We start from the raw sequence: 14338 nt of genomic DNA, 5'->3' as shown, positions 1-14338 counted from the left end.
GCAGGTGCCGTTGCGGACCAGCGTGAAGTTCGCGCATTCCGGGCAGGCCTCGCCGACGTAGCCCTTCATCTTCGCCTCGGCGCGGCGGTCCGAAACCGAGCGCTCGGCCTTGACCGTATCGGGCTGGACCGAGTCGGGCTTGGCGAAGGGGAGGGCGTCGAGGAGGGCTTCAGCCCGACCGGCCTGGACCGGCTCGACCTTGAGGGCGGTGGCGCCCCGCACCGCATGCACCACGCCGCCGGCCGGAGCGGTCTGGCCGGCGCTCGCGGCGCCGACACCGACGGTGCCGCCGGCCGGGCCGCCCTGGATCAGGGTGAGGCGATCGGCCGAGCCCCGCAGGAGGCCGCGGGAGACCACGCTCGCCGCGCTGGTCTCCGACTTGCCCGACTCGCGGGTGGTCTCGGTCTCGCCGCCGCCGATCACGGTCCCGCCGATCTCCGACGGATTGACGTGGGCGAGGTCGGCCCGGCCGAGATAGGACACGGCCAGCTCGCGGAACACGTAGTCGAGGAGCGAGGTCGCGTTCTTGATCGCGTCGTTGCCCTGCACGAAGCCCGCCGGCTCGAAGCGGGTGAAGGTGAACGCCTCGACGTATTCCTCCAGGGGCACCCCGTACTGGAGCCCCAGCGAGATCGCGATGGCGAAGTTGTTCATCAGGCTGCGGAAGGTGGCACCTTCCTTGTGCATGTCGATGAAGATCTCGCCGAGGCGCCCGTCATCGTACTCGCCGGTGCGGAGGTAGACCTTGTGTCCGCCGACGACCGCCTTCTGGGTGTAGCCCTTGCGGCGATGGGGCATCTTTTCGCGCGAGCGGATGCGCTCGACGCGCTCGATCACCCGCTCGACGATCTTCTCGGCCACCTGCGCGGCCTTGGCGGCGGCCGGGGCCGCGATCAGAGCCTCGACCATGTCGTCGGCATCGTCCTCCTCGTCGGCGATGAGCGCCGAGTTCAGGGGCTGCGACAGCTTCGAACCATCGCGGTAGAGGGCGTTGGCCTTCAGGGCCAGGGTCCAGGAGAGCTTGTAGGCGTTCTTGCAATCCTCGACCGTGGCGTCGTTGGGCATGTTGATGGTCTTGGAGATGGCGCCCGAGATGAAGGGCTGCGCCGCCGCCATCATGCGGATGTGGCTCTCCACCGAGAGGTAACGCTTGCCGATGCGCCCGCACGGGTTGGCGCAGTCGAACACCGCGTAGTGCTCGGTCTTGAGGAACGGTGCGCCCTCAAGGGTCATCGCGCCGCAAATGTGGGTGTTGGCCGCCTCGATGTCCTTCTTCGAATAGCCGAGGAACGGCAGGATCTCGAAGGTCGGATCGGCGAGCTTCTCCGCCGGGACCTTGAGCACGTCCTTGAGGAAGTCGTCGCCGAGCGTCCAGCGGTTGAACACGAACTTGATGTCGAAGGCCTGCTTCAGCCCCGCCTCGATCGCCGCGAGCTTGTCGTCGGTGAAGCCCTTGGCGCGCAGGCTGCCGGGGTTGATCGCCGGGGCCTGGCCCATCGAGCCGTGGCCGACCGCGTAGGCCTCGATCTCGGCGATCTCGGATTCGCGGTAGCCCAGCGTCCGCAGGGCGTCCGGCACGGCGCGGTTGATGATCTTGAAGTAACCGCCGCCGGCGAGCTTCTTGAACTTCACGAGCGCGAAGTCCGGCTCGATCCCCGTCGTGTCGCAATCCATGACGAGCCCTATGGTGCCGGTGGGCGCGATCACGGTCGCCTGCGCATTGCGGTAGCCGTGCTCTTCGCCGAGCGCCAGGGCGCGGTCCCAGGCGTGCTTCGCCCGCTCGGCGAGGTCGGCCTGGGGCACGTTGGCGAGGTCGAGGGGCACCGGGGCGATCGAGAGGAACTCGTAGCCCTCCGCCTCGCCATGCGCCGCGCGGCGGTGGTTGCGGATCACCTTGAGCATGGCGTCCGCGTTCTCCTCGTAGGCCGGGAAGGCCCCGAGTTCGCCGGCCATCTCGGCCGAGGTGGCGTAGGCCACGCCCGTCATGATCGCCGTGAGGGCACCGGCCAGGGCCCGGCCCTTGTCCGAGTCGTAGGGCAGGCCCATGCTCATCAGGAGGCCGCCGATATTGGCGTAGCCGAGGCCGAGGGTTCGGTAGCGGTACGAGAGTTCGGCGATCTCCTTCGAGGGGAACTGCGCCATCATCACCGAGATCTCGAGGACCACCGTCCAGAGGCGGTTGAGGTGCTCGAAGGCGGCCACGTCGAAGTGATTGCTGGCGCGGTCGTACATCGTCAGCAGGTTGGCGCTGGCGAGATTACAGGCGGTGTCGTCGAGGAACATGTACTCGGAGCACGGGTTCGAGGCCCGGATCCGTCCGCCCGCCGGGCAGGTGTGCCAATCGTTCATCGTGGTGTTGAAGTGCAGGCCCGGATCGGCCGAGGCCCAGGCGGCCTCGCCGATCTTCTCCCACAGGTCGCGGGCCTTCAGGGTCTTCGTCGTCTTGCCGGTGGTGCGGGCGGTGAGGTTCCAGTCCGCGTCGGCCTCGACGGCGCGCAGGAAGTCATCGGTGAGCGAGACGGAGTTGTTCGAGTTCTGGCCGGCGACCGTGAGGTAGGCCTCCGAGTCCCAGTCGGTGTCGTAGACGGGGAAGTCGATCTTGGTGAAACCCTGGCGGGCGAACTGGATCACGCGCTTCGTGTAGGAATCCGGCACCGCGTCCTTGCGGGCGGCCTTGACCGCCTTCTTGAGGACGGGATTGCGCTCGGGGTCGAAGCAGGCGTCGCCTTCCGCCTCGCACTGGGTGCAGGCCTTCATCACCGCCGTGAGGTGCTTGGAGACGATCTTGGAGCCGGTGACGAGGGCGGCGACCTTCTGCTCCTCCTTCACCTTCCAGTCGATGTACTGCTCGATGTCCGGGTGATCGATATCGACGATGACCATCTTGGCCGCGCGCCGGGTGGTTCCGCCGGACTTGATCGCGCCGGCCGCCCGGTCGCCGATCTTCAGGAAGGACATCAGGCCCGACGACTTGCCGCCGCCGCCGAGCTTCTCGTTCTCGCCGCGCAGCATGGAGAAGTTCGAGCCGGTGCCCGAGCCGTACTTGAAGAGGCGTGCCTCGCGGACCCAGAGGTCCATGATGCCGCCGTCGTTGACGAGGTCGTCCTGCACGCCCTGGATGAAGCAGGCATGCGGCTGCGGGTGCTCGTAGGACGAGGCGGACTTCGTTAGCGCACCGCTGCGGTAGTCGACATAGTAGTGGCCCTGCGCCGGACCATCGATGCCGTAGGCCCAATGGAGACCGGTGTTGAACCATTGCGGCGAGTTCGGCGCCACCATCTGGCGGGCGAGCATGAAGCGCAGCTCGTCGAGGAATGCGGAGGCGTCCTCTTCGGAGGTAAAGTAGCCGCCCTTCCAGCCCCAGTAGGTCCAGCAACCGGCCAGCCGGTCGAACACCTGCGTGGATGAGATCTCGGAGGTGGTGCGCTCGGCCTCGGGGAGGTCGGCCAGCGCCGCGTCGTCCGCCACGGAGCGCCACAGGAACGACGGTACGTCGTTCTCTTCCACCTTCTTGAGGGCCACCGGCACGCCGGCCTTGCGGAAGTACTTCTGCGCGAGGACGTCGCTGGCCACCTGGGACCAGCATTCCGGCACCTCGATGCCGTCGAGGCGAAAGACCGTGGAGCCGTCCGGGTTGCGGATCTCGCTCAGGGTCTTGCGAAAGGGGATCGTCGCGTAGGGGGATTGTCCGGCCGTGGTATGGCGCCGCTCGAACCGCATGGAACCTGTCTCCCGAGCCGCCTGAAGAAGTGCGGCGCCGTGTCGAAGAATGAAGTCGAGCGCCCGCGAGCGCCGCGAAGCGCTGGAAGGGGTCTCGAAAAGTCGGTGAACCGCCGGTGACGCGACAGCCTCGGCGATGATCCGAAGGTATGCCGGTCCGGGGTCTCACGTCAATAACTAGTGTGCCGGCTGCCTGTTCCTGGCTAGATGTAGTGGGTCACGCCTTAAATCTGTGGATATCGCGGATGACTTCGTAAGTGCCCTTTCGGCTTGGCGGATTCGGACGCGAAAAATTTTCCGCCCACAGGCACATCCGGTCCGGCGGCGGGTTCGGGCATGGTTAACGCCGGAGGGTGTGGGATTTGGGCCGCAATCCCGGGACGCCCCCGCTCGTCGACAGCCACGGGGCGACGCGACTGGACTTCGCGGGCCCGTCTCACCATAGTCCGCGCCGACAGTGATGGCGGGGCGGCGATGCCCCATTCGGGCGAACGCGATGGCTCTCAAGGACACGCTCCTGCGCATCTTCACCTGGTGGAACGGGCAGACCATGTCGCTCGCGCTCTACACCGCGCGCAGCGGGCAGCGGGTCGGCACGGACGAGCTCGGCAACACCTATTACCGGGCGCAAGGGGCGCTGATCGACCGTTCCGTCGGAACCGAGCGGCGCTGGGTGGTCTACAACGGCTACGCCGACGCCTCGAAGGTGCCGCCCGGCTGGCGCAGCTGGCTCTGCCACAACGGCGACGTGCCGCCGAGCGAGGAGAGCTACGCGCCCCGCGCCTGGCAGAAGCCGCATGTCGAGAATCTCACCGGCACGAGCGGGGCCTACCGGCCGCGCGGCTCGCAGTTGAACATCGGCCAGCGCCCGGCCGCCACCGGCGATTACGAACCTTGGAGCCCGGGGAACTGAACCCGGGAAACCGAGTCCGGTTCGCGCCGGCCCTTTTTCCACCAATCTTCTGCGGCTTTAGATGTCCCTCGCGCCGTCGCTCCCCGGGGGGAGCCGCCCGAGAGGAGGGCAGCCCGTGAACCGCAGCACAGCAGGATCGTCCCGCCTCGTGGTCAAGCGCCTTCTCCTCGCGTCGATCGCGCTCGGGCTCACCGGCCTGCCGGCATCGGCCGACAAGATCAAGAACCCGACCGCGGTGTTCTCGGGCCTCGACAAGATCACCGGGCGTATCGTGTCGTTCGAGGTCGCGGTGGACGAGACGGTCCAGTTCGGCGCCCTGCAGCTGACGCCGCGGGTCTGCTACAGCCGCCCCCCCACCGAGAGCCCGAAGACCACGGGATTCCTTGAGGTGGACGAGGTCACCCTCGACAACAAGTACCGCCGCATCTTCACCGGCTGGATGTTCGCGTCGAGCCCCGGCCTGCACGCCATCGAGCACCCGATCTACGACGTCTGGCTCGTCGATTGTAAGGGCGGGTCCGAGGTGATCGCCGAGGCGCGCGAGCAGGAGGACGTGCCCGCCATGGCCTCGAAGCCCGAGAAGACGCGCAGACCCAAGGGCGGCCAGGACGCCACCCGCACCGCCCAGCAGGTCAATCCGAACGGGCAGGTCGACGTCGAGGCGCCCCGCGGCGTGCCGGTCCAGCCCAAGCAGAAGCCCTCGCGAAAATTCTTCCCCTCGAACGAGGGACCGGCCGCCGCACCGCCGCAGCCGGCGCAACCGCAATCGCTGTTCGACGCCCTCTTCCGCTAGGCGCATCGCCCGGCGCGGGGTTGGGGCTCAATCCTCGCCGCCGCCGAGCGCCGCGAGGACGTCGCGGCCCCGCAGGGAGCCGTCGCCCGGCCAGACATGCCAGTTCGCCGGCACGCCGATCGCCTGGGCCAAGCGCCGCTTGTAGACGTGGCGCGGCACTTCCTCGGCACCGAACTGACTCAGATGATCGGTGACGAACTGGGTGTCGGCGAGGCGGTATCCCCCGGCGCGCAGGCGCGCCACGAGGTGGACCAGGGCCACCTTCGAGGCGTCCCGCTCCGTGTGGAACATGCTCTCACCGAAGAAGGCCGCCCCGAGGGAGACGCCGTAGAGCCCCCCGACCCGCTCCCTTCCCGAGAACACCTCAACCGTGTGGGCGTGGCCTGCATCGAACAGGGAGCCGTAGAGTTCGCGGATGCGCCCGTTGATCCAGGTCCGCTCCGCCGAGCCGCGCGGCGCGGCGCAACCGGCGATCACCGCGTCGAAATCCTGGTCGGTGCGGACTTCGAACACGTCCGCCCGCACCGTCCGGGCGAGGCGGCGCGACACGTGGAAAGCATCGAGGGGGAGCACGCCGCGGGCGCGCGGCTCGACCCAGTAGATCGCGGGATCGTCGGCGTCCTCCGCCATCGGGAAGATGCCGGCCGCATACGCCTTCAGAAGTATCTCGGGCGTGATCTCAACGCGGTCGCCGTCATGCATGTGCCGACTTTGGATCGGGGATCGGCGGATGACCAGAGGCCGGTCGGTCGCAGAACCCGTCCCGGCATGCAAAAAGGCGGACCCGGAGGGGCCCGCCTTCCCGCTCAGTCCCGTCGCGAAGGACTAGAACTTCGGGCCGCCGGAGGTGGTGCCGAGGTTGGGGACGATGCGGTTCGGCTGCTCGGCATTGCCGCCCTTGGCGGAATCCTCGACGATCGCCTCGCGGTTCGACGCGTAGGGTGCCTCGGTCACGGTGCCGGTGACGTCCATGTCGACGTAGCCGTCGACGTTGCGGTAGGCGCCGTAGACCGAGGGGTTGTCGATGGGGCCACGGGTGGTGCCGCCGGCCTGGGGCACGAAACGCTCGGGCTGGCCGACATTGCCCGACGGCGACTGGGCGAGGGCGGCGGTGGCGATCAGGGAGGCGGCGACGAAGGTGAGGCTGAAGGTGCGCATCGTGGTCTTTCGAAAGTCGGGTCGTTAGGAAAATCCAGTCGCTGGGCGGGGTCTGCGCCACCGGGTCTGTCCGACCCGGTTCGTCCCCGCCTGACCGGCGTGGGGTGAGAAGTCCCGGCGAACCAAAGCGTTCCGGCCGTCACTTCGCCGGCAACGGGCCGTCGCTGAGGCGCCCGGAGGGAAAAGACAGGATTCCCAGCCGAAGAGGCCGCTTTTGCACTGGGCAGGCGCTCGGAGCGCGATCCGGGTACGCTCGCAGGGATCAAACTGATCCGTTTAGGGTCATTTCGATGCACAATGCTGCGCAACTCAATTGTGCGCGATCGCACATGCGTCCCGCCTACGCCGACAACGAAAAACCGGCCCCTCTCGGGGCCGGCTGGATGCATGTCAGTCCGGAGCGACGCGGTATCAGCGGGCGGGGCCGCCGGACGTGCCGCCGGTATTCGGAACGGAGCGGTTGGTATCGTTGGCATTCCCGCCCTTGGCGGAATCCACCGCGCCCATGCCGGGGCTCATGCCGCCTTCGCCGACGGGCGCGACGGCCGGGCCGTCCGCCGGGGCCATGCCGCGGGTCGACGGATTGTCGATTGGACCCCGGGTGGTGTTGCCCGCCTGCGGAACCGACCGCTCCGGCTGTCCGACATTGCCGGAGGGGGATTGCGCGAGGGCGGGCGTGGCGAGCAGGAGGCTGGCGAGGAAGCAGGTCGTCAGGCGCACGGAGGGGGTCGTCCTTGCAGTGAGGCGGCACCCGAACCGATGGACGGGAGCCGCGATAAGGCCACCGGAAACGATCGCCGCGCGCGCTCGTTCCCTCACCGCCGTCGCCGCGCGTCTCGAAAACCCTAACCGGGCTCGTCGAGGCCGCCGTCGGCCAGGAAGCCCTCCAGCCAGTGGATGTCGTAATCGCCGTTCTGGACGTCGGCGTTCCGCACGAGGGTGCGGAAAAGCGGCAGGGTCGTGTCGACGCCGTCGACCACGAACTCGTCCAGCGCCCGGCGCAGGCGCATCAGGCATTCGTTGCGGGTCCGCCCGTGGACGATGAGCTTACCGATCAGGGAATCGTAGTGCGGCGGGATGCGGTAGCCCTGGAACACGGCCGAATCCACCCGGACGCCGAGGCCGCCCGGCGGGTGGAAGTAGGTGATCAGGCCCGGCGAGGGCCGGAAGGTGGCCGGGTGCTCGGCGTTGATCCGGCACTCGATGGCGTGGCCCTCGACCTTGATCTCGTCCTGGGTCACCGACAGCGGCAGCCCGGCGGCCACCCGGATCTGCTCGTTCACGAGGTCGATCCCGGTGATCATCTCGGTGACCGGGTGCTCGACCTGGATGCGGGTGTTCATCTCGATGAAGTAGAAGCGCCCGTCCTCGTAGAGGAACTCCACGGTACCGGCACCGAGGTACTTCAGCTCCTGCATGGCGCGGGCGCAGATACCGCCGATCTCGGCGCGTGTCTCGGCGTCGATGACTGGGGAGCCGCCTTCCTCCCAGACCTTCTGGTGGCGGCGCTGGAGCGAGCAGTCGCGCTCGGCCAGATGCACGGCGTTGCCGCGTCCATCGCCGAGCACCTGCACCTCGATGTGGCGCGGCTTCTCGAGATACTTCTCGAGGTAGACCGCATCGTCGCCGAAGGCCGCCTTGGCCTCCGTGCGGGCCATGCCCAGGGCCTGTTCGAGGTCGGCCTCGGTGCGGGCGACCTTCATGCCGCGGCCGCCGCCGCCGGAGGCCGCCTTGACCAGCACCGGATAGCCGATCTCGGCCGCGATGCGCTTGGCCTCCTCGGGATCCTCGACGCCCCCCTCGGAGCCGGGCACGCAGGGGATGCCGAGGCGCTTGGCCGTGCGCTTGGCCTCGATCTTGTCGCCCATGATGCGGATGTGCTCCGCCTTGGGACCGATGAAACCGATATTGTGGTGGGCGAGCACTTCGGCGAAGCGCGCGTTCTCGGAGAGAAAGCCGTAGCCCGGGTGGACCGCGTCCGCGCCGGTGATCTCGCAGGCCGCGATGATCGACGGAATGTTGAGGTAGCTCTCGCGGGCGGAGGGCGGGCCGATGCACACGCTCTCGTCGGCCAGGCGCACATGCATGGCATCGGCGTCGGCGGTGGAATGGACCGCCACGGTGGCGATCCCCAGTTCCTTGGCCGCGCGCAGGATGCGTAGCGCGATCTCGCCCCGGTTGGCGATCAGGATCTTCTCGAACATCGGTGCGGCCCCGCTCACTCGATGACGAGGAGGGGTTCGCCGAACTCGACGGGCTGCCCGTCCTCGACGAAGACGGCGGTGACGGTGCCGGCGCGGGGCGCCACGATCTCGTTGAAGGTCTTCATGGCCTCGATGAGAAGCAGCTTCTCGCCGACCTGAACCTGCGAGCCGACGTCGACGAAGAGCTTCGCCTCGGGCGAGGGGCGGCGATAGGCGGTGCCCACCATGGGGGAGGGCACGGCGCCGGGGTGGCCGGCGCCGGCCCTGGTGCGCTCGGGCGTCGCGCCCGGACCCGAGACGGGCGTGGGGGCCGCCACCGCCGCGAGGGCCGGGGCGGGCGCGGCGACCTGCACCTGGACCGCCTCGACGCGACGGGCGACGCGGATGCGCAGATCCCCCTTCTCGACCTCGATCTCGCTGAGATCGGTCTCGTTGATGAGCTTGGCGAGCTCGCGGACGAGCTCCGGATCGAAGGGGTCGTTCTTGGACATCGGCTCCTTGGGCATCGGCTCGGTCGTCTTCAGGTCAGGCGCGGGGTGCGTCGACAATCGAAAGTAAGGTTTGCGAGCGGCTGGGCCGCGCGCGTGAGATGATCCGGGGACGGCGGCCTTAGCGACGCCGCCGCCCTTCACGGACGGGCAGGGCGTCTCAGCAGCTGGCGTGTCCGCACTGGCGCACGTCGTTGATGGTCTTGCGGATCGGCTCGATCCCGACGGCGCCGGGAATGATCTCGTCGCCGATGATGAAGGCCGGGGTGCCCGAGAGGCCGAGCTTGTCGCCGAGGCCGACATTCTCGGAGAGCGCCGCCTTCACCTCGGGTCCCTGCGCGTCCTTGGTCAAGCGGGCGACGTCGAGGCCCATCTCCTTGCCGACCGCGAGGGCGCGCTCGGCGTTCACACGGCCCTTGGACTCCAGAAGGCGGGTGTGGAACTCGAAGACCTTGTCGCCCTTGAGCTGCTGCTTGGCGGCCAGCGCGATCTTGCTCGCCTCCAGGGACTCGGCGCCCAGGACGGGGAAGTCCTTGAGGACGACCCGCAGCTTCGGATCGCCCTTGATCAGGGCCTGGATGTCGGCGAGCGCCTTGCGGCAATAGCCGCAATTGTAGTCGAAGAACTCGACCAGGGTGACGTCGCCGCTCGGGTTGCCCGCCACCACGCCGTGGGGCGAGTTGATGAGCGCCTCGCGGGCTTCCTTCAGGGCCGCCGACTGGGCGAGCTTCTGCGTCTCCTGCTGCCGGCGCTCGCCCTCGGCGATCGCCTCCTGCAGCACGTCCGGGTTCTTGACGAGGTAGTCCTTGATGATGGCCTCGATCGCCTGGCGCTGCGCATCGCTGAAGGCGGCGGCCGGGGCGGGCGCGGCCTGTGAGGGGATTGGCTGGGCAGGCGTCGTCTGGGCGAAGGCCGCCCCCGGGGCGACGGCCAGGGAGCCGGCCAGGATGGCGGCGGAGAGCAGCGAGCGGAACAGGGGCATACGTCCTCGCGGGGCGGGACCGGTCAGGCGTCAGCCGGCCATCGGGGCATCGTCGTCGATCTGACGTGCGATTAGCCGCCGGGTTAGGCGTTTTCGCGGCGGGCGGTCAATCGCGGAATGCCGGTTTGGCGTGCCCCGGGGCCAACCGCTATGAGGGAACCGATGACAGACAAACCGATCCCATCGCCCATCCCCTCTCCGATCCTCTCCTCCCGGCGGGCGGCCCGCGTCGCCCCGTTCCTGGCCATGGACGTGATGTCGGCCGCCGCCGCCCGCGAGGCGCGCGGCGAGGGCGTGGTCCATATGGAGGTGGGCCAGCCCTCGGCGCCCGCGCCCCGTGGGGTGATCGCGGCGGCGCAAGCCGCCCTCGCCACCGGCGCCCTGCCGTACACACAGGCCCTCGGCCTACCGGCCCTGCGGGAGCGGATCGCCCGGCACTATGCCGAGACCTACGGCGTCACGGTCGCGCCGAGCCGGATCGTGGTGACCACGGGCTCCTCGGCCGGCTTCGTTCTGGCCTTCCTCGCCCTGTTCGATGCCGGCGCGCGGATCGCGGTGCCCCAGCCCGGCTACCCGGCCTATCGCAGCCTGCTGCATGCCCTCGACCTCGTACCCGCGCCCCTGATCCTGCGGGACGCGGACCGCTTCGCCCCCACGGGCGCGGCCCTGCGCGATCTGCACGCGCGGGAGGCGCTCGCCGGCATCCTGGTGATGAGCCCGGCCAATCCCTCCGGAACGGTGATCGAGCCCGAGCGCCTCGCCGATCTCTGCGCCACGGCGCGCGGGCTCGGCCTGCGCTTCATCTCCGACGAGATCTATCACGGGCTCGCCTACGGCCTGCCCACCGAAACCGCGCTCCGCTACGACGACGACGCGATCGTCATCAACTCGTTCTCGAAGACCTGGTGCATGACCGGCTGGCGCATCGGCTGGATGGTGGTGCCGGACTGGCTGGTGCGGCCCGTGGAGCGCCTGGCCCAGAACCTCTACATCTCGGCGCCCTACCTCTCGCAGGTGGCGGCGCTGGCGGCCTTCGATGCCGTGGAGGAGGTCGAGGCGGTGCGGGAGGGCTACGCCGCCAACCGAGCCCTGCTCCTCGACGCCTTCCCGGGCCTCGGCCTCGGGCGCACGCATCCGGCGGACGGCGCCTTCTACCTCTACGCCGACGTCTCCGAACTCACGAACGATGCCAGCGCCTTCTGCCGGCGCATGCTGGACGAGGCCGGCGTCGCCGCCACCCCGGGGCTCGACTTCGACGCGGTGGACGGGGGCCACCACGTGCGCTTCTCGTTCGCGGGCTCGCGGACCGATTGCATCGACGCGGTGCGGCGCCTGAAGGGCTGGCTGCGCTGAAACGCGAAACGGGGCGGGCACCACGCCCACCCCGTTCCACTTGCCGCCATCCCCGACCAATCCCGGCTTGGGCCGGGACCGGTGGGGCGTTCGCTCACGCGATTCCGTCGACGTTCACTCGCCCGTGAGGGCCGCCTTGGTGCGCGACCACCACCCGGCGCGCTTCGGGCGATCGGGATCGGCGGGGGTCAGCACCACGGCCACGGGCTCCGGGGCAGGCGTCCGGACCGGCGCCGGGGCGGGCGCCTCGGCCGGCTGAGCCTCGGGCTCCGGCTTCGACGCGACCGGCAGGTCCTCCGCCTGGGTCACGTGCCCTTCCGAGAAGGCCGGCGTCTGCGCGGGCGGGGTCTCTCCGGTCGAGGCGGCGGCGACCGCCTCCGCGCTCACCGGCTCCTCGCCACCGAGGAAGGCGGACGGCGCATCGCTCGCGCCCTGGTCACCGTCGATCGAGCCGACCGCCTTGTCCTGCGGAGCCCGATCCTCGGAGACCGGCTGCCCGAAGGACTCGTCCCGAGACGTCTCGTCCTGGATGCTGCGGTCCTGGGCGATCTGGTCCTGAGAGGTCTGGTCCCGGAGGCCCTCGCTGCCCTCTCCGTCGCGGGCGCGGCCCTCGCGGTCACGGCCACGGCCGCCGCGACGGCCCCGGCGGCGGCGGCGTCCGCTACCGTCGTCATCGCCCGCAGACGGGGCCTCGCCGGCCGTGACGACCTCGTCGCCCTCGGCCTGGGCGGCGACCTCATCGATCTCCTCGCCCTCGCCATCATCCTCGCCCTCGGAGGCGGCACCCTCGGTCCCGGACGATTCGCCGCCCTCGGGACGGCCGCCGCGCCGGCGACGGCGCCGGCGACGACCGCCCCGGCCCTCGCCGCCCTCGGCGGATTTTTCGCGGGTCTCCTCGCGGGTTTCCTCACGCGACTCGTCGGACGCGCCCTCGGCCTCGACCTCGTCGTCCTCGGCCTCGATCGCCTCGATCTCGGGATCGAAATCCTCCTCGGGTGCCAGGGCCGAGTTGATCGCCACGGCGCGCACGCCGGTCGCCGGGCCCTCGAGCCGGCTCGCGGGCTCGCCGCGATCGAGCTGGAAGGCGGAGGTGGCCGCCAGGCGCTCGTCGGCCGCGATCGTCACGGAGACGCCGAAGCGCACCTCCAGTTCGCGCAGGTGGGCGCGCTTCTGGTTGAGGATGTAGAGCGCGACCTCGGTCTTCGTGCGCAGGATGAGGTTGTGGCTGGTGCTCTTGAGGAGCGACTCCTCGATGGCCCGCAGGATCTGCAGGGCCACCGACGCGGTGGCGCGGACATAGCCCGAGCCGCCGCAATGCGCACAGGGGAGGGAGGAACTCTCCAGCATGCCGGTGCGGATGCGCTGGCGGCTCATCTCCAGGAGGCCGAAGGGCGAGATCCGGCCGACCTGGATGCGGGCGCGGTCGTTCTTCAGGCACTCGTTGAGCTTCTTCTCGACGGCGCGGTTGTTGCGCTTCTCGTCCATGTCGATGAAGTCGATCACGACGAGGCCGGCGAGATCGCGCAGGCGCAGCTGGCGGGCGACCTCCTCGGCCGCCTCCAGGTTGGTGCGCAGCGCGGTGTCCTCGATGTCGTGCTCGCGGGTCGAGCGGCCCGAGTTCACGTCGATGGAGACCAGGGCCTCCGTCGGGTTGATGACGAGGTAGCCGCCGGATTTCAGCGTGACGTGCGTGGAGAACATCGCGTCGAGCTGCTGCTCCACCCCATAGCGGGCGAAGATGGGCGTCGACTCGCGATAGGGCTGCACGACCTTGGACTGGCCCGGCATCAGCATGCGCATGAAGTCGCGCGCCTCGCGGTAGGCCTCGTCGCCCGCCACCAGGATGTCGTCGATGTCCTTGTTGTAGAGGTCGCGGATGGCGCGCTTGATCAGCGAGCCCTCCTCGTAGACCAGCGCGGGGGCGGACGAGGACAACGTCAGCTCGCGCACGCTCTCCCACAGGCGCATCAGGTACTCGAAGTCGCGCTTGATCTCGGGCTTGGTGCGCGAGGCGCCGGCCGTGCGCAGGATCACGCCCATGCCGTCCGGCACCTCCAGGTCCTGCGCGACCTCCTTGAGGCGCTTGCGGTCGGCGGCGCTCGTGATCTTGCGGGAGATGCCGCCGCCGCGTCCCGTGTTGGGCATCAGCACCGAGTAGCGGCCGGCGAGCGACAGATAGGTGGTCAGCGCCGCGCCCTTGGTGCCGCGCTCTTCCTTGACGACCTGCACCAGGATGATCTGGCGGCGCTTGATCACCTCCTGGATCTTGTAGTGCCGGCGGTAGGTGCGCGGACGCTCGGGGATCTCCGCCATGGCGTCGCCGCCGACCTGGGCGATCTTCTGCCGGCGCTCGCCGTCCTCACCCTCGCCCTCCTCGTCGTCCTCGTCCTCGTCGTCCGAATCGTCGTCGTCCTCCTCCTCGGACTCGTCGTCCGAATCGTCGTCGTCCTCGTCCGAATCGTCGTCCGCGTCGGACTCGTCCTCGGAAGCGGCGGGAGCCTCGGCAACCTCGGCGTCCGGGGCGACGGTCTCGCCCATGGGCGCGGCCTCGAGGGCGAGCTCGGCAGCCGGCGCCACCGGCGTCTCGGCGGTCGCGCCCTCGAGCACGCCGTCCTCGGTCGGCTTCGTCTCGGTCTCGGACGACGCATCCGCGGGCGCGGCGTCGGCGCTTCCGGCCGGCGGCAGATCGGCGGAGGCGTGGCTCTCCGGCGTGGCGGTCTCGTGCGC

At 69.6% G+C, this 14338-nt stretch carries 11 protein-coding genes; 3 read left to right on the top strand and 8 right to left on the bottom strand.

The genetic code is table 11. The features are described 5' to 3' along the window. Positions 1–3720, bottom strand: a 3720-nt coding sequence (locus tag K2X24_RS03455; RefSeq protein ID WP_292494666.1) for a vitamin B12-dependent ribonucleotide reductase, incomplete at its 3' end; no start/stop codon positions are given. Between the two features lie 496 nt (positions 3721–4216). On the opposite strand from K2X24_RS03455, the gene K2X24_RS03450 reads away from it, so the two are divergent. Both K2X24_RS03450 and K2X24_RS03445 read left to right on the top strand, forming a co-directional pair. Then, complete coding sequence (locus K2X24_RS03450) at positions 4217–4633, top strand: NADH:ubiquinone oxidoreductase subunit NDUFA12 (protein ID WP_292494665.1); 417 nt, start codon at positions 4217–4219, stop codon at positions 4631–4633. Between the two features lie 115 nt (positions 4634–4748). Then, positions 4749–5426 (top strand): DUF2155 domain-containing protein, encoded by a 678-nt coding sequence (locus tag K2X24_RS03445; protein WP_292494664.1) that lies wholly within the window; start codon positions 4749–4751, stop codon positions 5424–5426. 27 nt (positions 5427–5453) lie between these two features. Here the strand turns inward: K2X24_RS03445 and aat are convergent, their stop codons facing one another. From aat to K2X24_RS03415, 6 genes are all read right to left on the bottom strand, one after another. Further along, positions 5454–6128, bottom strand: a complete 675-nt coding sequence (gene aat / locus K2X24_RS03440; protein WP_292494661.1) for a leucyl/phenylalanyl-tRNA--protein transferase — start codon at positions 6126–6128, stop codon at positions 5454–5456. Positions 6129–6251: 123 nt separating this feature from the next. After that, positions 6252–6584, bottom strand: coding sequence for a hypothetical protein (locus tag K2X24_RS03435; RefSeq protein ID WP_292494660.1), 333 nt, complete (start codon positions 6582–6584; stop codon positions 6252–6254). Positions 6585–6995: 411 nt separating this feature from the next. Continuing rightward, positions 6996–7304 (bottom strand): hypothetical protein, encoded by a 309-nt coding sequence (locus K2X24_RS03430; protein WP_292494658.1) that lies wholly within the window; start codon positions 7302–7304, stop codon positions 6996–6998. A 125-nt stretch (positions 7305–7429) separates the two neighbouring features. Then, positions 7430–8788, bottom strand: coding sequence for an acetyl-CoA carboxylase biotin carboxylase subunit (gene accC / locus K2X24_RS03425; RefSeq protein ID WP_292494656.1), 1359 nt, complete (start codon positions 8786–8788; stop codon positions 7430–7432). Positions 8789–8802: 14 nt separating this feature from the next. Next, positions 8803–9279, bottom strand: a complete 477-nt coding sequence (gene accB, locus K2X24_RS03420) for an acetyl-CoA carboxylase biotin carboxyl carrier protein (RefSeq protein ID WP_292494654.1) — start codon at positions 9277–9279, stop codon at positions 8803–8805. A 157-nt stretch (positions 9280–9436) separates the two neighbouring features. Further along, entirely contained in the window at positions 9437–10258 is an 822-nt protein-coding gene (locus K2X24_RS03415) for a DsbA family protein (RefSeq protein WP_292494652.1), read from the bottom strand. 162 nt (positions 10259–10420) lie between these two features. On the opposite strand from K2X24_RS03415, the gene K2X24_RS03410 reads away from it, so the two are divergent. Continuing rightward, positions 10421–11611, top strand: coding sequence for an aminotransferase class I/II-fold pyridoxal phosphate-dependent enzyme (locus tag K2X24_RS03410; protein ID WP_292494650.1), 1191 nt, complete (start codon positions 10421–10423; stop codon positions 11609–11611). Between the two features lie 114 nt (positions 11612–11725). Here K2X24_RS03410 and K2X24_RS03405 read toward each other — a convergent pair. After that, positions 11726–14338, bottom strand: a 2613-nt coding sequence (locus tag K2X24_RS03405; RefSeq protein WP_292494648.1) for a ribonuclease E/G, incomplete at its 5' end; no start/stop codon positions are given.

Origin of the sequence: Methylobacterium sp. (genome assembly GCF_019750675.1) — a bacterium.
Classification (GTDB): domain Bacteria; phylum Pseudomonadota; class Alphaproteobacteria; order Rhizobiales; family Beijerinckiaceae; genus Methylobacterium.
This window is presented reverse-complemented; position numbering and strand designations above follow the sequence as displayed.